The sequence below is a fragment of the Pararhizobium sp. genome (assembly GCF_965279435.1).
Classification (GTDB): domain Bacteria; phylum Pseudomonadota; class Alphaproteobacteria; order Rhizobiales; family Rhizobiaceae; genus Pararhizobium.
Genome location: NZ_CBDIHY010000003.1, coordinates 556,387 through 576,090, shown reverse-complemented (window position 1 = coordinate 576,090; position 19,704 = coordinate 556,387). Strand labels below are relative to the sequence as shown.

Annotated in this window: 24 protein-coding genes; 12 read left to right on the top strand and 12 right to left on the bottom strand. The window is 59.6% G+C overall.

Annotated elements, in window-relative coordinates; translation table 11 throughout:
* Positions 1-145 precede the first annotated feature (145 nt).
* The 3 genes from ACQY8Q_RS08530 to msrA all read left to right on the top strand — a co-directional run bounded on the left by ACQY8Q_RS08530 (position 146) and on the right by msrA (position 3,278).
* The gene (locus ACQY8Q_RS08530) at positions 146-2,020 is read left to right on the top strand and encodes a DUF882 domain-containing protein (protein ID WP_428426194.1); all 1,875 of its coding nucleotides are present in this window, start codon (positions 146-148) and stop codon (positions 2,018-2,020) included.
* A gap of 290 nt (positions 2,021-2,310) precedes the next feature.
* On the top strand, positions 2,311-2,757 hold the full coding sequence (msrB, locus tag ACQY8Q_RS08525; RefSeq protein ID WP_428426193.1) for a peptide-methionine (R)-S-oxide reductase MsrB: 447 nt from the start codon (positions 2,311-2,313) through the stop codon (positions 2,755-2,757).
* The gene (msrA, locus tag ACQY8Q_RS08520) at positions 2,757-3,278 is read left to right on the top strand and encodes a peptide-methionine (S)-S-oxide reductase MsrA (protein WP_428426192.1); all 522 of its coding nucleotides are present in this window, start codon (positions 2,757-2,759) and stop codon (positions 3,276-3,278) included. The genes msrB and msrA overlap by 1 nt, the downstream gene beginning before the upstream one ends.
* A 304-nt stretch (positions 3,279-3,582) precedes the next feature.
* Here the strand turns inward: msrA and ACQY8Q_RS08515 are convergent, their stop codons facing one another.
* The 3 genes from ACQY8Q_RS08515 to ACQY8Q_RS08505 all read right to left on the bottom strand — a co-directional run bounded on the left by ACQY8Q_RS08515 (position 3,583) and on the right by ACQY8Q_RS08505 (position 5,104).
* The gene (locus ACQY8Q_RS08515) at positions 3,583-3,846 is read right to left on the bottom strand and encodes a DUF2312 domain-containing protein (protein WP_428426191.1); all 264 of its coding nucleotides are present in this window, start codon (positions 3,844-3,846) and stop codon (positions 3,583-3,585) included.
* 138 nt (positions 3,847-3,984) lie between these two features.
* Positions 3,985-4,290 (bottom strand): DUF1244 domain-containing protein, encoded by a 306-nt coding sequence (locus tag ACQY8Q_RS08510; protein WP_428426190.1) that lies wholly within the window; start codon positions 4,288-4,290, stop codon positions 3,985-3,987.
* 19 nt (positions 4,291-4,309) lie between these two features.
* Entirely contained in the window at positions 4,310-5,104 is a 795-nt protein-coding gene (locus ACQY8Q_RS08505) for an N-formylglutamate amidohydrolase (RefSeq protein ID WP_428426189.1), read from the bottom strand.
* Between the two features lie 216 nt (positions 5,105-5,320).
* On the opposite strand from ACQY8Q_RS08505, the gene ACQY8Q_RS08500 reads away from it, so the two are divergent.
* Entirely contained in the window at positions 5,321-5,773 is a 453-nt protein-coding gene (locus tag ACQY8Q_RS08500; protein WP_428429714.1) for a DUF1036 domain-containing protein, read from the top strand.
* A complete protein-coding gene (gene pyk, locus ACQY8Q_RS08495; RefSeq protein ID WP_428426188.1) occupies positions 5,773-7,212 on the top strand; it encodes a pyruvate kinase in 1,440 nt (479 codons plus the stop codon). The genes ACQY8Q_RS08500 and pyk overlap by 1 nt, the downstream gene beginning before the upstream one ends.
* 68 nt (positions 7,213-7,280) lie before the next feature.
* On the opposite strand, the gene ACQY8Q_RS08490 is transcribed toward pyk, so the two are convergent.
* The 7 genes from ACQY8Q_RS08490 to ACQY8Q_RS08460 form a co-directional block, all read right to left on the bottom strand.
* Positions 7,281-8,012: a hypothetical protein gene (locus tag ACQY8Q_RS08490; protein WP_428426187.1), complete on the bottom strand. Its 732-nt coding sequence runs from the start codon at positions 8,010-8,012 to the stop codon at positions 7,281-7,283.
* Between the two features lie 86 nt (positions 8,013-8,098).
* On the bottom strand, positions 8,099-9,121 hold the full coding sequence (locus ACQY8Q_RS08485) for an alpha/beta fold hydrolase (protein ID WP_428426186.1): 1,023 nt from the start codon (positions 9,119-9,121) through the stop codon (positions 8,099-8,101).
* Positions 9,122-9,216: 95 nt separating this feature from the next.
* Entirely contained in the window at positions 9,217-9,822 is a 606-nt protein-coding gene (locus ACQY8Q_RS08480; protein ID WP_428426185.1) for a hypothetical protein, read from the bottom strand.
* A 163-nt stretch (positions 9,823-9,985) separates the two neighbouring features.
* Positions 9,986-10,111 carry a type B 50S ribosomal protein L36 gene (gene ykgO / locus ACQY8Q_RS08475; protein WP_113242037.1) on the bottom strand — a complete coding sequence of 42 codons (126 nt, stop codon included), beginning with the start codon at positions 10,109-10,111 and terminating at the stop codon, positions 9,986-9,988.
* A gap of 185 nt (positions 10,112-10,296) precedes the next feature.
* Positions 10,297-11,346, bottom strand: coding sequence for a 5-(carboxyamino)imidazole ribonucleotide synthase (locus tag ACQY8Q_RS08470; protein WP_428426184.1), 1,050 nt, complete (start codon positions 11,344-11,346; stop codon positions 10,297-10,299).
* Positions 11,343-11,807 (bottom strand): 5-(carboxyamino)imidazole ribonucleotide mutase, encoded by a 465-nt coding sequence (gene purE, locus ACQY8Q_RS08465; protein WP_113242139.1) that lies wholly within the window; start codon positions 11,805-11,807, stop codon positions 11,343-11,345. Before purE ends, ACQY8Q_RS08470 begins: the two co-directional genes overlap by 4 nt.
* 115 nt (positions 11,808-11,922) lie before the next feature.
* Positions 11,923-12,126: a YdcH family protein gene (locus tag ACQY8Q_RS08460; protein WP_060639372.1), complete on the bottom strand. Its 204-nt coding sequence runs from the start codon at positions 12,124-12,126 to the stop codon at positions 11,923-11,925.
* A gap of 178 nt (positions 12,127-12,304) precedes the next feature.
* On the opposite strand from ACQY8Q_RS08460, the gene ACQY8Q_RS08455 reads away from it, so the two are divergent.
* Complete coding sequence (locus ACQY8Q_RS08455) at positions 12,305-12,478, top strand: YdcH family protein (protein ID WP_037099985.1); 174 nt, start codon at positions 12,305-12,307, stop codon at positions 12,476-12,478.
* A 195-nt stretch (positions 12,479-12,673) separates the two neighbouring features.
* On the opposite strand, the gene ACQY8Q_RS08450 is transcribed toward ACQY8Q_RS08455, so the two are convergent.
* On the bottom strand, positions 12,674-12,934 hold the full coding sequence (locus ACQY8Q_RS08450; RefSeq protein ID WP_209852786.1) for an ArsR/SmtB family transcription factor: 261 nt from the start codon (positions 12,932-12,934) through the stop codon (positions 12,674-12,676).
* Positions 12,935-13,076: 142 nt separating this feature from the next.
* Positions 13,077-13,856, bottom strand: coding sequence for a sulfite exporter TauE/SafE family protein (locus tag ACQY8Q_RS08445; protein WP_428426183.1), 780 nt, complete (start codon positions 13,854-13,856; stop codon positions 13,077-13,079).
* A 103-nt stretch (positions 13,857-13,959) separates the two neighbouring features.
* On the opposite strand from ACQY8Q_RS08445, the gene ACQY8Q_RS08440 reads away from it, so the two are divergent.
* From ACQY8Q_RS08440 to ACQY8Q_RS08415, 6 genes are all read left to right on the top strand, one after another.
* Positions 13,960-14,613: a thiamine phosphate synthase gene (locus ACQY8Q_RS08440; protein WP_318413787.1), complete on the top strand. Its 654-nt coding sequence runs from the start codon at positions 13,960-13,962 to the stop codon at positions 14,611-14,613.
* A 9-nt stretch (positions 14,614-14,622) separates the two neighbouring features.
* On the top strand, positions 14,623-15,825 hold the full coding sequence (locus ACQY8Q_RS08435) for a tetratricopeptide repeat protein (protein ID WP_428426182.1): 1,203 nt from the start codon (positions 14,623-14,625) through the stop codon (positions 15,823-15,825).
* A gap of 105 nt (positions 15,826-15,930) precedes the next feature.
* The gene (gene efp / locus ACQY8Q_RS08430; RefSeq protein WP_318413790.1) at positions 15,931-16,494 is read left to right on the top strand and encodes an elongation factor P; all 564 of its coding nucleotides are present in this window, start codon (positions 15,931-15,933) and stop codon (positions 16,492-16,494) included.
* A gap of 71 nt (positions 16,495-16,565) precedes the next feature.
* The gene (locus ACQY8Q_RS08425; RefSeq protein ID WP_113242029.1) at positions 16,566-17,366 is read left to right on the top strand and encodes an inositol monophosphatase family protein; all 801 of its coding nucleotides are present in this window, start codon (positions 16,566-16,568) and stop codon (positions 17,364-17,366) included.
* A gap of 158 nt (positions 17,367-17,524) precedes the next feature.
* Positions 17,525-18,622, top strand: a complete 1,098-nt coding sequence (locus ACQY8Q_RS08420; RefSeq protein ID WP_428426181.1) for a MotA/TolQ/ExbB proton channel family protein — start codon at positions 17,525-17,527, stop codon at positions 18,620-18,622.
* Positions 18,622-19,653 (top strand): peptidoglycan -binding protein, encoded by a 1,032-nt coding sequence (locus ACQY8Q_RS08415; protein ID WP_428426180.1) that lies wholly within the window; start codon positions 18,622-18,624, stop codon positions 19,651-19,653. The genes ACQY8Q_RS08420 and ACQY8Q_RS08415 overlap by 1 nt, the downstream gene beginning before the upstream one ends.
* Positions 19,654-19,704: the final 51 nt, after the last annotated feature.

Genomic DNA, 19,704 nt, shown 5'->3' with positions numbered 1-19,704 from the left:
CTGTTGTCGTTTAGACCTTGTTAGTGGACCATTCACTATATTATAAGGATAACCGATGACTGTGGCATATTTGCCATGCTGTCACCGCAATTGACAGTCATCTGAGCAGCCACGGGACGCTTTGTCCGTCGGACGGGGATTGAGTTTGCAAAATTTGTTCGGATTCAAGAAGCCTAACGGCTCCGGGATCACCCGCTTTTGCGCCGCGGTTGCCGGTAAGGTGCCGCGTGTTCTCGCATCGCTTCTGATCGCTGCGTCCATGGTCACGCCTGGCTTTGCGCCGCCCGTCGAGGCCGCAGGCCAGACGCGCACGCTCAAGCTCTATTTCATTCACACCCAGGAAAAGGCGTCGATCACCTTCAAGCGCAATGGCCGTTACGATGCCAAGGGGCTGCAGGAGATCAACCGCTTCCTGCGCGACTGGCGCCGCAACGAGCCGACGAAGATGGATCCGCGTCTTCTCGACCTCGTCTGGGAAGTCTATCAGAAGAGCGGCTCGCGCGATTATATCCACGTGGTTTCGGCCTATCGTTCGCCAGCCACCAACGGCATGCTACGGTCGCGCTCCAAGGGCGTCGCCCAGAAGAGCCAGCACATGCTCGGCAAGGCGATGGATTTCTATCTGCCCGACGTCAAGCTGAAGAACCTGCGTGAAATCGGCATGAAGTTCCAGGTTGGCGGCGTCGGGTTTTATCCGACCTCCGGCTCGCCTTTCGTGCACATGGATGTCGGCGGCGTTCGTGCCTGGCCGCGCATGAGCCGCAACGAACTCGTCCGGCTGTTCCCTGACGGCAAGACCCTGCATGTTCCGGCTGACGGCAAGCCGTTGCCGGGCTATGAACTGGCTGTTGCTGACTACAAGCGTCGCGTCGGTGCCAGCGGCATCGAAGTGGCCGGTGGCGGCACCAAGGGTGCGGGCGACAAGGATACCACCAAGCGCAGGGGCAACCTGTTTGCCATGCTGTTCGGCGGCGGCAGTGGTGACGAGGATGAAGAACCAAACGCGATCGCCAGTGCCGATCTCGAAGGCTCTGACGAGCAGCCGGTCGCCAAGGCGAAAGTGACGCAGACGCAGACGCAGGTGGCTGCGGCAGAACAGGCGCTTCCGGGCGTGGATAATTCCGTCCAGCAGCAGGCCGCGCAACAGAACAATGTCGCTGCTCCGGTTCCCGGCGTAAGACCGGCCTTCAGGGATGCCGACGCCGGTATCCAGACGGCGCTGGTCGCACCGACCAAGGAAACCGCGCAGGAGGCCTGGGCTGCAGCTTTGCCAACACCCGCTGTAACCGAAAATCAATATGCCGATCTGACCACCTACAAGATTCCAGTGCCGCAGATGCTCGGCAAGCGTGGCTCGAACGGCGATGCAAGCACCGATACGCTGATGGCCTCGACCGACCCGAATGCGGCGGTTCTGCCTGAAGACGTTGCGGCGCTTGGCTTTGTCCCGGTTCCCGGCGCACGCCCTGCAGGCGAAGAAGCACTGATGGCCGTGGCTGATGCCAAGGTTGCCGTCCCGTCGTTTGCTGAGCGGGTACAGCCGCAGGCAATCGCCCTTGCGCAGAAGCCGGTGGAAGCCGCAGCCGAGGCGCAGACGCGTGTGGCACTGGCACAGCCGACACAGAAGGAACAGCCGGTGGAAATGGCTGCCTTCGTGCCGCAATCGGGTGCTGCAGCGCGCGCTGCCGTGTTTGACGATGCTTTCGATGGCGCTGTCGAAGCGCCGGCCAAGGGCAAGCGCCCGAAGAAGCAGGAGGCCGATGCGGCGACCCGCTCTTCTGTGCGCACCGAGCCGAAGCTGACGCAGCAGATCATTTCGTCCTGGGCTCTGACCAATGGCCGGATGGCCACCCTGTCCAAACCGGTCAAGGCACCGCGCTTTGTCAGCAAGGCCCTGCGCGCTTCGCCGACGACCGTCTATTCGGCCGGCTTCACGAACGAAGCCGTTGCGGCCGACACGGCCCGGTTCAGCGGTACCGCCGTCAACTTCCTGGAAGTGAAGAAATTCAGCACCAACTGATATGGTTGGTGAAATACGAGACCAAGCCCGCTGGTGACAGCGGGCTTTTTGCATTCTCGGCCATGCTGCATTGACCACCGGCATCACGCAAATGTGCTGATCCCGGGCAGTGCACATGTCATTTACGGGTGTTGCGGGTGTGGCGAAAGCCCATCCGCCTTCCTATATCCCGGTCATCTCTTTCGCTGGCCGCGCGTTTACTCTCTCGCTGTAGTTTTCTGCGCGACGTGATACGCATGCACTGGAAGGCCGGAAAAGATGATGCCGTTGAACGGATAAGGAGTGTGCGAATGCCGAAGTACAGCAAGACCCCGGAAGCGATTGCGAAACTGTCTCCGGAACAGTATCGCGTCACGCAGGAGAGCGGCACGGAGCGGCCGGGTACCGGGCAATATAACGATAACAAGAAGCCAGGCATCTATGTCGACATCGTTTCCGGCGAACCGTTGTTTGCGTCTTCCGACAAGTACGAATCCGGTTGCGGCTGGCCAAGCTTTACCAAGCCGATCGAGCCGGCCCATGTCGCCGAACTGCGCGACGTCTCGCATGGCATGACCAGGATAGAGGTTCGTTCGGCCCATGGTGACAGCCATCTCGGGCATGTGTTTACCGACGGTCCGAGCGACCGTGGTGGACTGCGCTATTGTATCAACTCGGCCTCTCTGCGTTTTGTCCCGCGCGACAAGATGGAGCCGGAAGGTTATGGTGACTATCTCTCTCAGGTGGAGGATATCTGATGACAATCGAACGCGCAGTATTGGCCGGTGGCTGCTTCTGGGGTATGCAGGACCTCATTCGACGTTATGACGGCGTCGTCTCGACACGGGTCGGTTATACCGGCGGCGACGTCGCGAATGCGACCTATCGCAACCATGGCAACCATGCCGAAGCCATCGAGATCACCTTTGATCCCATGCGGATCAGCTATCGCGATCTGCTGGAGTTCTTCTTCCAGATCCACGATCCGTCGACCGCCAACCGACAGGGCAATGACACGGGTCCTAGCTATCGTTCGGCGATCTACTACACCGACGACGCGCAGAAGCGGGTCGCGCTGGACACCATTGCCGATGTCGATGCTTCCGGGCTGTGGCCGGGCAAAGTGGTGACGGAAGTGGAACCTGTCAGCGATTTCTGGGAGGCGGAGCCCGAGCACCAGGATTACCTGGAGCGCATTCCGAATGGCTATACCTGCCATTTCATCCGCCCGGGCTGGAAACTGCCGCTCCGGGACAAGAGCAGCGAAGCGGCTGCCTGAGGCGGCTCTCTTCGCTCAGTTTTGATATCGTCGCAGAATGATAAAAGGCCGGTCGAGACCGGCCTTTTGACTGTTGCCAAATCCTGAAACCACGGCTTCGGGAAGCGAACAGCCCACTCTCCGTCCATCCTCGCCTTCGTGGCGGGGATCCAGTGACCAGAAGTCTGTCGGGTCAAAAAGCTTTTTCAGCCCAAAGACTTGGGCTGGCTGGATTCCTGTGACGGGCACAGGAATGGCGGAAGTTTTGGCAGTCGCTTAATTCCCCCAATGCCGCATCGGAATCAGGCATCGATCGTGAGATGGCTTATTCGGCGTCCGGGGCTTCGATCATGCCGAGGGCTGCGAGATAGGTGTCGAGGATGGCTTCCTGTTCCAAACGCTCGTCCTTGTCCTGCTTGCGGATCGCGATGACCTTTTTCAGGATCTTCGTGTCGAAACCGGTGCCTTTTGCTTCGCCGTACACATCCTTGATGTCATCGGCGATGGTCTTCTTTTCTTCTTCCAGCCGCTCGATGCGCTCGATGAACGAACGAAGCTGGTCGCGTGCGACGCCGTGGGCATCCGACATGGTGTTCTCCTTGTTGGGGATATCAATGGGGGTGGGACTGAATTTGTGAGGGTGTGACCTGCCGTGAAGTGCGGTCGAGGTCAAGTGACATTGCGTAACATCGCGCTAATTTTCGGCTCGGAGGGGCCGACGAGGGCGTTAATCCTTGGGCTTGCTTGCCTCAAAGGCGGCCTTCTGCTCTCCGGTCGCTTCCCGTTGGTTGAGTGTCCGCCACTCTTCATAGGGCATGCCATAGACGATTTCACGGGAGGTTTCCTTGTCCATGTCGACGCCTGCAGCGTTGGCGGCGTCGCGGTACCAGTTCGACAGGCAGTTGCGGCAAAAACCGGCCAGGTTCATCATGTCGATATTCTGAACATCGCTGCGTTCGCGTAGGTGAGAAACCAGGCGGCGAAAGGCGGCGGCTTCGAATTCAAGCTGTTGTTGTGGTGTCAGGTCGCTCATCGTCGGTCTCCTTCAACTGTCAGAACGCATAGGGTCCGGTGCGCGACGGATAACGCCTGATTTCGTGTAATTCGGGGCGGGCATTCAAATTTGCAAGGATGGGTCCAAGTCGCTCATCCCATTCGGCAACGCCGCTATCGTCGCCGATCAGGTCCTGGCGCACTTCGATCAGTGCATGCGCAAGGCCGGTTTCCATGCAGTGGCGAAACATCGTGTCGCCACGCAGGGCGCCATCATAGGGCTCGTTGTCGCCAACAAGGATATCGCCGGAACCCTGGAGTGCTTCGATCAGCGGCGTCACCGCGCGCGGATCGCTGTCCCAGAGAACGGCGGCGTGCCAGGGGCGGGGCACGCCCTTCCATGCTGGCGTATAGGAATGGATGGAAATGACCAGCGGCGCCTTGCCGCTTGCTGCGCCAACAGACGCGATCGTCTGCGAAACGGCGCGGTGATACGGGCGATGGAAGCGATTGAGGCGGGCGTCCCATTCGTCCGGGGTGATCGGATGGTTGCCGGGGATGATGGCGCCGTCGGATATTTTCATGATCAGTGTCGGATCATCTTCGCCCCGGTTCGGATCGATCAGTAACCGTGAAAAACGGCTGAGCACGGCGGGAACGCCAAGCCGCAGGGCCAGCCGACGGACAAGGGCCTCGACGCCAATGTCATAGGCGATATGACGGCTAAAGGCGCTTTCCGGGAGGCCGAGCTTGCCATATTCCGCCGGCAAGTGATTGGTGGCATGATCGGCCAGCAGCACCAGCCCGGCCGCGTTGTTGCCTGCAATGATCTCGAAAGGCGATGTTTCCGGCATACAGTATCAACTCATTTGGCTCTTGACGGAATTTGATGGCACGCTGTGCTTGCAATCGCAAGACAATGGCGGATTTACGATGTTTCCGGTAACAAAAAGCCGGATGTAATCGATTAGACTTGCGTTGACATTCGAGCCTCATCGTCGCAAGAAAGTGCCTCGACTAATCCCAACGGAGACCCATTGGAAACCGTGTCCAGATATCCTTTTTCCAGGCTGACTCTGCGGAACTGGTCCTTAAGCACCATTCTCCTCTTCGTTCTCACCGCGTTTTCGCCGGCCCTGATCGCAAGTGAAGCCCGCGCCGAGTTCCGTGTCTGCAATGGTACGCAGAATTTGGTCGGCGTGGCTATCGGCTACCGTGCCAAGGAAGGGTGGATCACCGAAGGCTGGTGGCAGGTACCCGCGACCACGTGCGCGACCCTGATCGAGGGCGAGCTGCAATCACGATACTATTATCTCTATGCTGAAGATGCGGCTCGCGGCGGACGCTGGACGGGTGACGTCAATATGTGCGTTGCCGAAAACGAGTTCAAAGTGGCCGGCGTGCAGGATTGTTTCGCGCGCGGTTTTCAGCGGATGGGGTTCAAGGAATACGACACGGGGCGTCAGGGAAGCTGGATGGTTCAGTTGTCCGACACCCCAGGGACTCAAGAAAGCCATAACTGATGAAGCGGAATAGAAAAGTCAAAATCCTCGCAACGCTCGGTCCGGCATCGAGCGAAGAAGAGATGATCCAGAAGCTGCATGAGGCGGGGGCTGATCTTTTCCGGATCAACATGAGCCATGCCAGCCATGATATGATGCGCACGCTGATCAAGCGTATCCGTAATGTCGAAGCGCGCTGTGGCCGTCCGATCGGCATTCTCGCCGACCTTCAGGGACCGAAATTGCGCGTCGGCAAGTTCGCCGCTGGCAAGGTCGATCTGGTTCCCGGCCAGACCTTCACCCTCGACAACAAGGACGAGCCGGGCGACGCAACCCGCGTCTACCTTCCACACCCGGAAATCCTGGAATCGGTCAAGGCCGGCCACCGCCTGCTGATCGATGACGGCAAGCTGCATCTGCGCGCCGACAAGTCTGACGGCAAGAGCATTGTCTGTACGGTGATCGCTGGTACCAAGATCTCCGATCGCAAGGGCGTCAGCCTTCCCGATACGCTGCTGAGCGTCGGTGCACTGACCGAAAAAGACCGTTCCGACCTCGACGCCGTTCTCGAAACCGATGATGTCGATTGGGTTGCCCTGTCGTTCATCCAGCGTCCGGAGGACCTGTCCGAAGTTCGCAAGATTTCGCGTGGCCGCGTCGGCCTGATGTCGAAGATCGAAAAGCCGCAGGCGATCGAGCGCATCGACGAAATCATCGAGCTGTCCGATGCCCTGATGGTTGCCCGTGGCGATCTTGGCGTGGAAATGCCGCTTGAGGCTGTTCCCGGCCTGCAGAAGCAGCTGATCCGGGCTGCCCGCCGCGCCGGCAAGCCGGTCGTCGTTGCCACCCAGATGCTGGAATCGATGATCTCCGCTCCGGTTCCGACCCGCGCCGAAGTGTCCGACGTTGCGACCGCCGTGTTCGAGGGCGCTGACGCGATCATGCTGTCGGCCGAGTCTGCCTCCGGTGATTATCCGGTGGAATCGGTTGCAACGATGGCATCGATTGCCAGCAAGATCGAAACCGATCCGCATTATCCGGGCATCATCTACGCCCAGCGCACCCCGCCGGAGGCCACCGGCGCCGACGCGATTTCGCTGGCTGCCCACCAGATCGCCGAGACGCTCAAGCTTTCGGCTATCGTTTGCTACACGTCATCCGGCACCACCGGTCTGCGCACGGCGCGTGAGCGTCCGCAGGTTTCGATCCTGGCCTTGTCTCCTGTCATCCAGACGGCACGCCGCCTTTCCGTTGTCTGGGGCTTGCATTGCGTCGTCACGTCCGATGCCACCGATCTGGACGACATGGTCAATCGTGCCTGCCGCATTGTTGCCAGCGAAGGCTTCGGCAAGCCGGGCGACCGGGTGATCATTTCGGCCGGCGTACCGCTCGGAACACCAGGTGCCACCAACATGCTGCGCATCGCCTATATCGGCTCCGACGGCCTCAGCGGCGTTTAAAAGACCTCGGCCTCATTAAAAAAACCGCCGGAGCGATCCGGCGGTTTTTTGCTTTGTGGATTATCTTGTCAGATGGTGATGCTGACGGGGATGGCGATTGTCACACCCGGTGCTCCAACTGGAGGGACGCCGCCGAACGCCGCGTTCAATCCCTGGATGGCCTGGTTGAGGCTCTCTCCGGACCGCTGCGCTTCGCTTATGGCGTTCTGGTCGGCATTCTTCTGCTCGCGCATGCGGCGCAGGGCTTCTTCGAGCAAAGCCTTGATCTCCTGCGCCACAGCCTTGAATTCCTCAAGCGTCTTGCGGTCTGCGGCGGAGACGGTCTTTTGCTCTGCCGCATCCTTCATGGTGTCCTGGTAGGCCTTTTGGGCAAAGGACATATCGTCTTCACCGTTTTCGGCCGCCCGAGCTGTTTCCGCATCGGACTGCCCGGCCAGCGTCGTTGCGGCTTCTGCCGTTCCGGCCGCAGCAGCTCCTGTGGTTGATCCGGCGGCGACTGCCGATGCAAAGTCCTTGGCGGCAGCGCCGACTTGGCGGGCGAGGTTGCTTGCTTGCCGGGCCAGGACTTCCGGATCGAAATTCCAGCGGCGCAGGTATTCCAGCTGCTTCTTGGCATCATCCAGTTTTTGCTTGGCGCGCGCCTTGATGTCGTCGGCATCGGTTTCGGTCGTGCTCTTCAGTATGCCGAGCGCCCGGTCCCGCAGGCTTTGTGTATCGGGTGCTACCCCAGCTGGGGCCGTCCCTGCTGTGGAGGCCGTGGCGCGGACGGGATAGGTTGTGGCAATACCGCCGATTTGCATGAATGGGACCTCCGGATTGAGGCCGCACGTTGCAATCGCCAGCTTGCATGGGGCTGGCGTGTTAGCGGTTAAGCTGCTGAAAGGAGCTAGTTTACCACCGTAATCCCGGCCTCCGCCTGTGCGGCGAGGGCGTTCAGGTCCCGCTTCTTTCCGGCCAGCGATTCGATTGCGGCGATCGCCAGGTCGGTGACGATGTAGTCCGGCTTGTGGCCGAGATTGTGAATGCGCAGCAGCGTCGATCCTCCGATGTCCTCATGCAGCTGCCGCGAGTGGATTTCCGGCAGGACGACGCGGTCGGCGTCGCCGGTGATGATCACAGTCGGGGCCTTGATCTCCTTGTAGCGCGGCGCAACCCGCTTCACGTAGTCGAGAAGATTGGCGATATCGATGGCGTTGTTGCGAAAGGCGGCGGGTCTGATCGCCAGATAGGCGGCCGTATCCTTGATATAGCTGTCAGGGCGCGGATTGGGCGCAAAGACGTATTTGGTCGCCTTGTCGATCGAGGCGAGGCCGATGGGCGGCGCCACCAACGTCGCAAACAGCCAGCCGAGCACCGGCGTCCTTGTGACACTGTAATACCACTCGATACCGCCGGGCCAGGGGTGGGTGGCTGGGGACAGAAACAGCAGGCCCGCCACCATGTCCTTGTGGTTCAGGGCGAAGGTGGCGGCAATCGCGCCGCCGAACGAATGGCTGACGATGATGGCCTTCTTGATGCCGCGTTTTTTCATCAGGGCGGCGATCGCATCGGCTTGGCCGTCGGGATAGGCATTCTGTGGCCCGCCACGGTCGGAGAAGCCAAGCCCGGGGCGATCGAGAAACAGCATGTCGGTGCGGCCTTCGAGCTTGCTGCGGAAGGCAACCATCGGGTCGCGCAAATTAGCGCTGGCGCCATGGATGAAGACCAGCGTGGGCAGATCGGCGTTTTTCGGCCGCGGCACGTAGACGCTGTTCATCCGGTAGCCGCCGACATCGATTCGCTCGCCTGTATTGGGGTTGTCCCGCTCGAAGGCTGCTGCCTGATAGGCGCTGAAACCGAACCCCGTGACGAGGCTGGCAAGAAAGAGGGATGCGATGAACAGCATGACTTTCCTGAAAACGAAATACATCAATCATTCTTCCGCGCGCTTGCCGATCGTCCGGATGGACCGGTTATCGTCCGATACGAGGAAGAGGGCGCTACGGTTTCGCTGGGCAGGCAGAATTATGTGCGGTTGCCGGCAAGCTTTTCTTCCAGCTCGCCAAGCTGCCCCTGCGCCTTGCGGTCGGCGGGATAGATATCGAGGAATTGTTCCCAGGCGCGCAGTGCCAGTTCATCCTGCCCGGAGGACGTGAGGATAGCGGCCATCCCGGCAAGGGCGCCGAAATGGCGGGGCTCGATTGCCAGCACCTGGTTGATGTCGGACATCGATTTGCGGTAGTTACCCATCTGGTAATGCAGCGTCGCCCGCTGGTTCCAGCCTTCGACATAGCGCGGCGAGAGAGTGATGACCTGGTCGAAAATATCCAGGGCCGTTGCCTGCCTGTTGGTTTCGACGGCTTTGGAAGCCCATTGCATCAGAAGATTTACGGTGGCGCTGCCGGAATCCTGCCACTCCACGCGGATCCGGTTGGAGATCTCGCGCGCCTTGTCTTGATCGCGTTCGCGCTTCAATTCGGCAAAAAGTGTGTCGAGCTTCTGCTGGGGCGTCGTCAGCTCAGACGTCACCGAGGCCTGGGCTGCATCAGCGGCAAAGGCGGGCAGGGGGCTGGCGACGGATGCAGCCAGTATGCTGCCAAGAATCAAAAATGAAGACGTGAGTTTAACCATGGCAGATAAGGTAGTCCGCCATGGCCGAAGATCAAATCAAATTTGAGACATCAAACTGATGAACCACTTGGAACGCAGGCTTCGTTAAAAGCAAACGTACCCGAGCGCACTCAATCCATGCGAGGTCGTTCCGAAAGCATAGACTTCCGGCGCGCACGATGGATCAGCCCTGACGGGCCTTGAAGCGCGGGTTCAGCTTGTTGATGATGTAGACGCGGCCCTTGCGGCGAACCAGACGGTTTTCGCGGTGACGGGACTTCAGCGACTTAAGCGAATTTTTGATCTTCATTTTTCTGATCCGCAGTTTCGGCGACTTTTGAATTCGCCGGTCTTTAACAATCAAAAGCGCGCTTGCAGACCGTTAAGGCCGAGCGCGCTCTTAGGGTGGCAGGCAAATAACCCGGCATCGTAAAAGTGTCAACCGCAGAGAGCCTGTTTTCATGGCGGTTGGCGGCTTTTCTGTGGGTTAAACCCTCAGGCAAGCCAGGTGACATGCCCCATTTTACGCCCCGGCCGCGCTTCTGTCTTGCCGTAGAGGTGGATGAGCGTATCGGGCTTGGCAAGCCAGGCTGGCAGGGTATCGATATCGTCGCCGATCAGGTTCTGCATCACGCAGCCGGAGTGGCGGGCACCATTCGACAGGGGCAGTCCGGTGACGGCACGTATATGCTGCTCGAACTGCGAGACGACGCAGGCAGCTTCCGTCCAGTGACCGGAATTGTGAACGCGCGGGGCGATCTCGTTGGCGATCAGCGTGCCGTCTGCCAGAACGAAAAATTCGACACCGATGACGCCGACATAACCAAGTGCCGTGAGGACTGCCGTGGCTGCCAGGCGGGCTGCCTCGGCCGTTGCCTCGTTGATCGAGGCTGGAACGGTGGATGTGTGGAGAATACCGTTACGGTGGACGTTTTCGGCCGGATCATAGCAGGCAATGGTGCCGTCGGTGCCGCGTGCGGCGATAATGGAGATTTCCCGCTCGAAGGCGACGAAGCTTTCCAGAATGGCGGGAACACCGCCAAGCGCCAGATAGGCATCAGCCGGATCGTCGGCCTCGCTGCGGAATACCCGCTGGCCTTTGCCGTCATACCCGAGGCGCCGGGTTTTCAGCACCCCTTGACCGGAGAAATCGGCAAGCGCCCGCTCAAGATCGTCCTGGCTGTCAATCGCGTGAAAACGCGCCGTCTCGATGCCGCAGCCGTTGAGGAACTGCTTTTCCGTCACCCGGTCCTGCGATGTCTCCAGAGCCTTTGGCGGTGGAAAGACGGGGAGGGAGCGGGCCAGACGTTCTGCTGCGTCAACGGGAACGTTTTCGAATTCGTAGGTGACGACGTCACATTCGGCCGCGAGCCGTTCCAGCGCTTCGGCGTCGTCATAGGCAGCGACGATCTGGCCGTTGGCAACCTGGGCTGCCGGACAGTCGGCCTGGGGTTCCAGGATGATAGTGCGGAAATTCAGCCGGGCTGCGGCCATGGCAAGCATGCGGGCGAGCTGGCCGCCGCCGATGATGCCGATGGTCTTCATGCCTGATCCACCGGATATTCGGCAACGGCAGCGCTTTGCTGTTCGCGCCAGTCATCGAGCCGATCGGCAAGATCGGGGTCGCTGAGTGCCAGGACGGCTGCGGCGAGAAGGGCTGCATTGATGGCACCGGCACGGCCGATGGCCAGGGTGCCGACGGGAATGCCGGCCGGCATCTGGACGATGGACAGCAGGCTGTCCTGGCCGGAGAGTGCTTTGGACTGCACTGGAACGCCGAAAACGGGAAGAGGCGTCATCGCGGCTGTCATGCCGGGCAGGTGGGCTGCACCGCCGGCACCAGCGATGATCACCTTGAAGCCTTCGTCGCGCGCGCCTCTGGCAAAATTGATCAGCCTGTCGACCGTGCGGTGTGCCGAAACGATACGGGCATCATAGGCGATGTCGAGGGCGTCGAGCGTGTCGGCGGCATTCTTCATGGTTTCCCAGTCGGACTGGCTACCCATGATGATGGCGACGGGCGGGGTTGCTGCTTTCGTCACGTTGTTCGTTCCGCTTTGTTACGAGGCCGAAGGTCCGGCCGGAGCGTTCGCAGCGTGTCCTTTCCGGACACGCAAGGCTTCAGGCGATGATATCGGGAATGATCATGTCTTCGATCTTGGTGATCTTGTCCTTGATGACCAGTTTCTTCTTCTTCATCCGCTGGATGCGCAGGGCGTCGCAGCCCGTCTGGATCATGGCGTTGATCGCAACATCATAGTCTTCATGTTCCTGCCTCAGCCGCGCTACGCTCAGTCTGAGTTCGGCCTGATCCTGATCTGGCATGCAATGTTCCCCATAAATCGAGCGTCGCTCTAGCACAGAAATGTTGGTAACGGGAAGTTATCCTTCGCCACGATTTCGCCTTCGACAAATGAAAAATAGCATGGCACACTATCTCGGTTAATACGTGGAACATCCGGCGTCTACCGATCGGGTGCAAGCAAAAGGAAGGGACTGCCACATGACCATTGAGGCTCATCTTGCAACGCTTGAGAAAAAACATGGTGTCTTGGAGCAAGAGCTCCACTCGGCCCTGACACAGCCGTCTGTCCAGGATCAGCATATCGCTGACATCAAGCGTCGGAAGCTGCGCTTGAAGGACGAAATTGAGAAGATTCGTTCTTCAACTCACTGATTACAGAAAGCAATCACATTCATCGGGAGACTTGTGTTCCAGCGCATACATTGACCACCGGAAAGCCAAAACGAAATTTGAATGCCGGTTTCAAGCGCTGTCGATACGTGGACTTGGTTGGTGCGGACATGACGTTCGCCAAAAGCCCGCAAGTATTGAGTTTCCCGATGACTGGCCCTTTACGGCCCAAACCCCTCACGACCAGAACTGATCAAGCCAGAGATTGACCCGGTCGAAGCCCGGCTTGTTGATCGCATAGATCCGTTTCGTGCCGCTCGGCGACACGGAAACCAGATTGGAATCCAGCAATGCTTTCAGATGCTGCGATACGGCCGGGCGGCTGATTGGCAATCCTTCTGCCAGTTCATTCACCGTGCGCGGCGCTCGCCGCAATTCCTCCAGCAGATACCGCCGGTTCGGGTCCGAGATCGCATCGAAGGGATCAGCGTGTGACATGCGCAAAAGCTAAGAGAAATAGCGGCTCGCGGCAAGTAAATTGTGCAGTGCGGTATAGGAAACTTGCCATGTTGAATGCGGGTTGGACGCAGACACGTTCCAAGGCCGCTCTGCAACGCCCTCCGGTCTTCGCGCTGGCTGACTAAGACCCCGCAATCAGCGCAATAATCCCGTCATAGACGAGCTTTGATCCGGCCAGAAATGCCATCGTGTACATGAAGGGATAAAACACCTGCGGCTGCATGCGCCGGACCACCCAGGCGCCCGCCATGGTTGCCAGCATTGCCAGCGGAAACAGCGTCAGCGACGTCGTGAGGTTGCTGAGATCGAGTTGTCCGAGCGCGAAATAGGGGATGAGCTTGACGGCGTTGAGGATGGCGAAGAACTTGACGATCGTGCCGGTATATTCGCGCGGCGGCAATTTCAGCGGCAGGGTGTAGATCTGGAACGGTGGACCTCCGGCATGGGCGACGAAGCTGCCGTAACCGGCAAGACCGCCGAAGAAGGTCGCCTGCACCGGCCTCTGCGGCTTGGCGGGGGTGATGATGCCCTGTCGCGTCCGCCAGAGATTATAGACATAACGCAACACGAACAGAACGGTGATCGCCCCGATGATCAGCCTGAGAGCATCGCGCGGCACATAGGCGGCTGTGGCCCAGCCGATAACAATGCCGATAATGGCGCCCGGCAACAGAATCTTCAGTGTCGTCATGTCGCCATGCTTTCGCCATGTCCAGAGCGCCACCAGATCCATGGCAATCAGGATCGGTAAAAGGAGGGCTGCTGCCTGCACCGGCGAGACGGCCAGCGATAGAAGCGGCACGCCCATCAGTGACAATGCTTCTCCCATGCCGCCCTTGCTGAAGCCGACGAGCAGAACTGCAGGAATGGCGATGGCATAGAATTGAAAATCAGGAAGCATGGGTATCAGTTGATCCTTTTGCCGCTAGGGTCTATCGCTTTTGCAGATTGAAATCGAGTAGGGGTGGTGCGCGGGTGCGCATTTCACCGGGAACAGAGACATTATGAGCAATACAGACAATCGCTGCCGCCTCGTCCTCATCGTGCCGGATATCGCCGATATTGACAGCCGCGCGCAAATTTTGAGCGGCGCGCTGCGTGGCGGCGACGTGGCCTCGGTCATCGTGCCGCAATACGGGCTGGACGATCAGACGTTCCAGAAACATGCCGAAGCGCTGGTGCCGTTGATCCAGGAGGCGGGCGCCGCAGCGTTGGTCGCCGGCGATACGCGCGTGGCTGGCCGGGTCAAGGCCGATGGCCTGCATGTGACCGGCAATGCCGCCGAGCTCGCCGAAGCAATGGAAAAATTCTCGCCCAAGCTGATTGTTGGCGGCGGCAACGCCACTGACCGTCACCACGCGCTGGAAATGGGCGAAGTCCGCCCGGACTATGTGTTTTTCGGCAAGGTCGATGGCGACATCAAGCCGGAAGCCCATCCGAAGAATGTCGCGCTGGCCGAATGGTGGGCCTCGATGATCGAAATTCCCTGCATCGTCATGGGCGGTACGGATCCGGAATCGGTGCTTGCCGTTGCCGAAAGCGGCGCCGAGTTCGTCGCGTTGCGGCTGGCTGTATTTGCGGAACCCGAACAGGCGCCAGCCATTGTTGCAAGCGTCAATGCACTTCTTGACGAAAAAGCGCCACGGTTTGAAGCTTAAGACATTTGCATGTTGATCCGTCCTTTTCCATCGCTACGCCGAATTCCTCTGCTTTTGCTCGGAGCTGCCCTTCTGGCTGCGCCGTCGGGCCTTCGTGCCGACGATGCGCTGCCCGGTGTCAATGACTCGGGCCCACCTGCCGTGCAGGACGAAAACGACGAGGGTGTGGTCGCCAAGCGTGGCCGTATCACGCCGTTCAACGGCGCGGCGTTGCCCGAGGGCGAGCTTCCGGCCTTGCAGTCTCCCGAAGATGCCAGGAAGGCAGATGACGAAGCGAAGAAGGCCGATGCAAAAAAGCTGGAGCCATCAACCGGCGTCAACGTGCTTGAGCGAATGGGCGCCGAGCTGCCGGCTCTGCCGCAGGAAAAGCCGTTTGAAGGCAAGGCTGACGATGCCTATGGCGCATTTCAGCGCGGCTATTATCTGACGGCAATGGAAATGGCTTTGCCGCGTGCGCAGCTTGGCGATGCGGCGGCACAGACGCTGGTGGCGGAAATCTTTTCGCAGGGGCTCGGTGTTGCGCGCAACAAGAAGGATGCAGCATTCTGGTATGGTCAGGCGGCCAATTCCGGTGATCCGGCAGCGATGTTCAAATACGCGCTGCTGTTGATGGAAGGCCGTGATGTTCCCCGTGACAAGAAGAGGTCGGAAGAGCTGATGAAGAAGGCTGCCGATATCGGCAATTCCTCTGCCCAGTTCAATTACGGTCAGCTACTGGTCGCCGATATGCCCGGCGAAAAAGGCCTGAAGGCAGCACTGCCTTATTATGAGAAGTCGGCCGAGCAGGGTATTGCCGATGCGCAATATGCCCTGTCGCAGATCTATCTGAATGTCGATGGCATCGATGATAACAAGCGCGCGACGGCGCGCGACTGGTTGCTCCGGGCAGCCAAAGCCGGGTTCGATACCGCCCAGCTCGACCTTGCCATCTGGCTGGTCGATGGCATTGGCGGCGACCGCAATCTCGAGGAAGGCTTCAAGTGGATGTCGCGGGCAGCCGGGGGCGGCAATGTCGTGGCGCAGAACAAGCTGTCGCATCTCTATATCAATGCGATCGGCACACGGCCCGATCCGATCGAAGCGGCAAAATGGTATGTGTTGTCGCGCCGTGCGGGGCTGAAGGATGCTGCTCTCGAGGATTTCTATCTGGGGCTGACGGATGAACAGCAGAAGGCGGCGCTCAGCGCTGCCAACAAATACCGCTCATCCTGAGCGAGTTTCTGCGGCAAGACTTGAACTTTCGAGGGTTTTGTGGTCTTGAAGCGCCGGATTGGCTGGCCGTAGGGGCGGCTCCGAGTTCTTTAGGGAATGCTCCCCATGAAAATCAACGGCAATGAAATTCGCCCCGGCAGCGTGGTCGAGCACAATGGTGGTCTTTGGGCCGCGGTGAAGTGCAACACCGTCAAGCCTGGCAAGGGTGGCGCTTTCAATCAGGTCGAACTGAAGAACCTGATTGATGGCACCAAGCTGAACGAGCGTTTTCGTTCGTCGGAAACCGTTGAACTGGTCAGCCTTGAACTGAAAGACTTCCAGTTTCTCTATGAACAGGGCGATGCGCTGGTGTTCATGGACAATGAGAGCTATGAACAGCTGGAATTGCAGAAGGATTTCGTCGGCGATCGCGCCACTTTCCTGCAGGACGGCATGATGGTGACGGTGAAGCTTTACGATGAGAAGCCGATCGGCATCTCGCTGCCGGACCAGGTGGTTCTGACGATCGCGGAAGCCGATCCGGTGGTGAAGGGGCAGACGGCAGCGTCCTCCTACAAGCCGGCGATCATGGAAAATGGCGTTCGCGTCATGGTTCCGCCGTTCGTCGCGACTGGAGAGCGTATTCTGGTCGATACCAATGAAATTACCTATCTCCGCCGCGCGGACTGATCCGCAGCGGCACATCTGAATTTCTCCGGCCGTTTCTGCGGCCGGTTTTCTGTTTCGAAGGAAAAGCCAAAATGGCACGCTCAGCTCTTCTCAATGTCATGGTTCAGGCCGCATTCAAGGCCGGCAAGTCCCTGGCCCGCGATTTTGGCGAAGTGCAGAACCTGCAGGTTTCGCTGAAAGGCCCCGGCGATTATGTTTCGCAGGCCGACCGCAAGGCGGAAAAACTGCTCCGCGAAGAGCTGATGAAGGCCCGCCCGACCTATGGCTTCCTCGGTGAGGAAAGCGAAGAGGTCATCGGCACCGATGGTGCGCACCGCTGGATCGTCGACCCGCTGGATGGCACGACAAACTTCCTGCACGGCATTCCGCATTTCGCGATTTCGGTGGCGCTGGAGCGTCAGGGCGAAGTTGTCGCCGCTGTCATGCTCAATCCGGCGACCGACGAACTCTACACGGCCGAGCGTGGCGGTGGAGCCTTCCTCAATGATCGCCGCCTGCGCGTCGCCGCCCGCAAGAATCTTTCCGATGCCGTTATCGGCACCGGCACGCCGCATCTGGGCGTTGCCAATCACGGCACCTATCTGGTCGAACTGCGCCACGTCATGGGCGAAGTTGCCGGCGTTCGCCGCATGGGCTCTGCCTCGCTTGATCTTGCCTATGTTGCGGCCGGACGTTTCGACGGTTTCTGGGAGCGCGGCCTGATGCCGTGGGATCTGGCCGCTGGCATCCTGTTGATTCGCGAAGCCGGTGGCTGGGTTGCCGATATCGACGGCGGCAACAAGCCGATGGACGACGGTTCCATCGTTGCGGGCAACGAATATATCCGCAAGGCGCTGCATGACGTGCTGCACCGCCCCATTCCCGGCAAGTAAGCACAGAATGGTCTGAACGGGCGGCTGTTTCATCCTGTTGATGTTGCCCGTTGTTTCCCCTTCAATTCGGCACAAACTTCCTCTAGTCTCCGCCCAGCGTCGCCCTACCTGTTTGGCAGGCAAGGCCGCAGCACTGGCAAACCGGAGAGTAGAACCCCATGGCGAAATTGGAACTGTCGGGATGGGATGCCGGCGGAGGTTTGAACGAGGGGTATAATCCCAACAAGCTTTCGAGCCCCATGGTCTTCTTCTGGACCATGGTGATCTTCCTGATCATCATCGGTTTTCTCGGGGCAATCCTGTTTCGCCAGGCACAGGCGGCTTTTCTCAGCAATCCCGGCCTGAATGGCCTGATTTTCGGTGTTCTGCTGATCGGGATACTGCTGGTCTTCAATCACGTGTTCAGCCTGCGGCCCGAAGTTCGCTGGTTCAATTCCTTCCGTGCAGCCGGCAGCGCGGAGAAGGTCGGGCGCGACCCGGTGCTTCTGGCGCCGATGCGGGCACTGATTGGCCAGCGCCATTCGATGTCGATCTCGACGACGGCGCTGCGCTCCATTCTCGATTCGATTGCCACCCGGCTCGACGAATCACGCGATACGTCGCGATACCTGATCGGCCTTCTGGTCTTCCTTGGTCTGCTCGGTACGTTCTGGGGCCTGCTCGGCACGATCGGCTCGATCAACACCGTCATCCAGTCTCTCGATGCCGGAAGCGGAAGCACCGAGGACGTGCTTGCGGCGCTTAAAACCGGCCTGTCGGCACCTTTGACCGGCATGGGCACAGCATTCTCGACATCGCTCTTCGGCCTGTCCGGATCGCTGATCCTCGGTTTTCTGGATCTTCAGGCCGGCCGTGCGCAAAACCGCTTCTATACCGAACTTGAAAACTGGCTGTCGTCGGTGACCGATGTCAATTCCGACCGGGCGCCCGGCGAGCCGCTGACGGCTCCGGTCGAGGAACTGCGCCAATTGACTGAGCAACTGGCCCGCCTCAACCAAGACGGCGGCATGAACCAGCGCACCACGGCCGCCATGGCAAGTCTTGCCGAGGGCATTCAAGGGCTTGTGAAAAACATGCGCGGCGAACAGCAGATGTTGCGCGACTGGATCGAGGCGCAGCAAGAGGAAGCAAAGTCGATGCGCAAGACGCTCGACAAGCTTTCGGCCCGTATCGGCCAGGCAGACAAGATCCCGATCCACCCGGACAGGACCCCACCCAAGCTTGCCCGTGTTGAAGAAACCGGAGGGAATGACTGATGGGACTGGCGCGCAAGGGCCGCAGCCAGAGGACCGTCGATTACTGGCCGGGTTTTGTCGATGCCCTGTCGACGCTGCTCTTGTCCATCATGTTCCTGCTCTGCGTCTTCGTGCTCGGGCAGTTTCTGCTCAGCCGCGAAATCAGCGGCAAGGACGATGTGCTCAACCGGCTGAACAGCCAAATCAACGAACTGACCCAGCTTCTGGCTCTGGAAAAGGGCGGCAAGCAGGATCTTGAGGATTCACTGGCCAATCTCCAGGCATCGCTGTCCACGTCGGAAGGCGAGCGCTCGCGGTTGCAGGCGCTGCTGGATCAGGGAAGCGGCAGTTCGGATACCGCAAACCAGCAGATCGGCGATCTGAGCGGCAAGCTCGATGCGGAAAAGCAGGTGAGCACCCGGGCCATGAACCAGATCGATCTGCTCAACCAGCAGATCGCCGCGCTGCGCAGCCAGATTGCTGCCATTGAGGGCGCACTGCAGGCGTCCGAGTCGAAGGACACTGCCTCGCAGACGAAAATCGCCGATCTCGGCCGCCGGCTGAACGTGGCACTGGCGCAGCGCGTACAGGAACTCAACCGTTACCGCTCCGACTTCTTCGGCCGTCTGCGTGAAATCCTTTCCGACCGCGAAAACATCCGCATTGTCGGCGACCGCTTCGTCTTTCAGTCGGAAGTGCTGTTTCCGTCAGGCGGCAACGAGTTGAACCCGGCAGGCCAGGAAGAGATGGGCAAGCTTGCCTCGGCGGTGCTCGATCTCGCCAAGGAAATTCCCTCCGAGATCAATTGGGTGCTGCGTGTCGATGGCCATACCGACAATGTGCCTCTGTCCGGCACCGGGCGCTATGTCGACAACTGGGAGCTTTCGTCTGCCCGTGCGACGTCGGTCGTCAAATTCCTGATTTCCAAGGGCGTTCCCGCCAACCGTCTGGTGGCCGCCGGCTTTGGTGAGTTCCAGCCGATTGCAGAGGGCGACACGCCGGAAGCACGCTCGCAGAACCGCCGGATCGAGTTGAAGCTCACCGAGAAATAGCGGACGCGGCCGCCAGTTGGCACGGCAGCCCACCATATTTCCGCCGCTGAT

Excerpts from the sequence above, each read along its gene's own strand:
- ACQY8Q_RS08485 (WP_428426186.1), bottom strand. The coding sequence starts at position 9,121 with ATGTATTTCGTTTTCAGGAAAGTCATGCTGTTCATCGCATCCCTCTTT.
- ACQY8Q_RS08445 (WP_428426183.1), bottom strand. The coding sequence starts at position 13,856 with ATGCTTCCTGATTTTCAATTCTATGCCATCGCCATTCCTGCAGTTCTG.
- ACQY8Q_RS08440 (WP_318413787.1), top strand. The coding sequence starts at position 13,960 with ATGAGCAATACAGACAATCGCTGCCGCCTCGTCCTCATCGTGCCGGAT.
- ACQY8Q_RS08505 (WP_428426189.1), bottom strand. The coding sequence starts at position 5,104 with ATGCCGGAAACATCGCCTTTCGAGATCATTGCAGGCAACAACGCGGCC.
- msrA (WP_428426192.1), top strand. The coding sequence starts at position 2,757 with ATGACAATCGAACGCGCAGTATTGGCCGGTGGCTGCTTCTGGGGTATG.
- ACQY8Q_RS08425 (WP_113242029.1), top strand. The coding sequence starts at position 16,566 with ATGGCACGCTCAGCTCTTCTCAATGTCATGGTTCAGGCCGCATTCAAG.
- ACQY8Q_RS08510 (WP_428426190.1), bottom strand. The coding sequence starts at position 4,290 with ATGAGCGACCTGACACCACAACAACAGCTTGAATTCGAAGCCGCCGCC.
- ACQY8Q_RS08450 (WP_209852786.1), bottom strand. The coding sequence starts at position 12,934 with ATGTCACACGCTGATCCCTTCGATGCGATCTCGGACCCGAACCGGCGG.
- ACQY8Q_RS08460 (WP_060639372.1), bottom strand. The coding sequence starts at position 12,126 with ATGCCAGATCAGGATCAGGCCGAACTCAGACTGAGCGTAGCGCGGCTG.
- ACQY8Q_RS08480 (WP_428426185.1), bottom strand. The coding sequence starts at position 9,822 with ATGGTTAAACTCACGTCTTCATTTTTGATTCTTGGCAGCATACTGGCT.
- ACQY8Q_RS08435 (WP_428426182.1), top strand. The coding sequence starts at position 14,623 with ATGTTGATCCGTCCTTTTCCATCGCTACGCCGAATTCCTCTGCTTTTG.
- ACQY8Q_RS08415 (WP_428426180.1), top strand. The coding sequence starts at position 18,622 with ATGGGACTGGCGCGCAAGGGCCGCAGCCAGAGGACCGTCGATTACTGG.
- ACQY8Q_RS08490 (WP_428426187.1), bottom strand. The coding sequence starts at position 8,012 with ATGCAAATCGGCGGTATTGCCACAACCTATCCCGTCCGCGCCACGGCC.
- efp (WP_318413790.1), top strand. The coding sequence starts at position 15,931 with ATGAAAATCAACGGCAATGAAATTCGCCCCGGCAGCGTGGTCGAGCAC.
- ykgO (WP_113242037.1), bottom strand. The coding sequence starts at position 10,111 with ATGAAGATCAAAAATTCGCTTAAGTCGCTGAAGTCCCGTCACCGCGAA.
- pyk (WP_428426188.1), top strand. The coding sequence starts at position 5,773 with ATGAAGCGGAATAGAAAAGTCAAAATCCTCGCAACGCTCGGTCCGGCA.
- ACQY8Q_RS08515 (WP_428426191.1), bottom strand. The coding sequence starts at position 3,846 with ATGTCGGATGCCCACGGCGTCGCACGCGACCAGCTTCGTTCGTTCATC.
- msrB (WP_428426193.1), top strand. The coding sequence starts at position 2,311 with ATGCCGAAGTACAGCAAGACCCCGGAAGCGATTGCGAAACTGTCTCCG.
- ACQY8Q_RS08470 (WP_428426184.1), bottom strand. The coding sequence starts at position 11,346 with ATGAAGACCATCGGCATCATCGGCGGCGGCCAGCTCGCCCGCATGCTT.
- ACQY8Q_RS08455 (WP_037099985.1), top strand. The coding sequence starts at position 12,305 with ATGACCATTGAGGCTCATCTTGCAACGCTTGAGAAAAAACATGGTGTC.
- purE (WP_113242139.1), bottom strand. The coding sequence starts at position 11,807 with ATGGGTAGCCAGTCCGACTGGGAAACCATGAAGAATGCCGCCGACACG.
- ACQY8Q_RS08420 (WP_428426181.1), top strand. The coding sequence starts at position 17,525 with ATGGCGAAATTGGAACTGTCGGGATGGGATGCCGGCGGAGGTTTGAAC.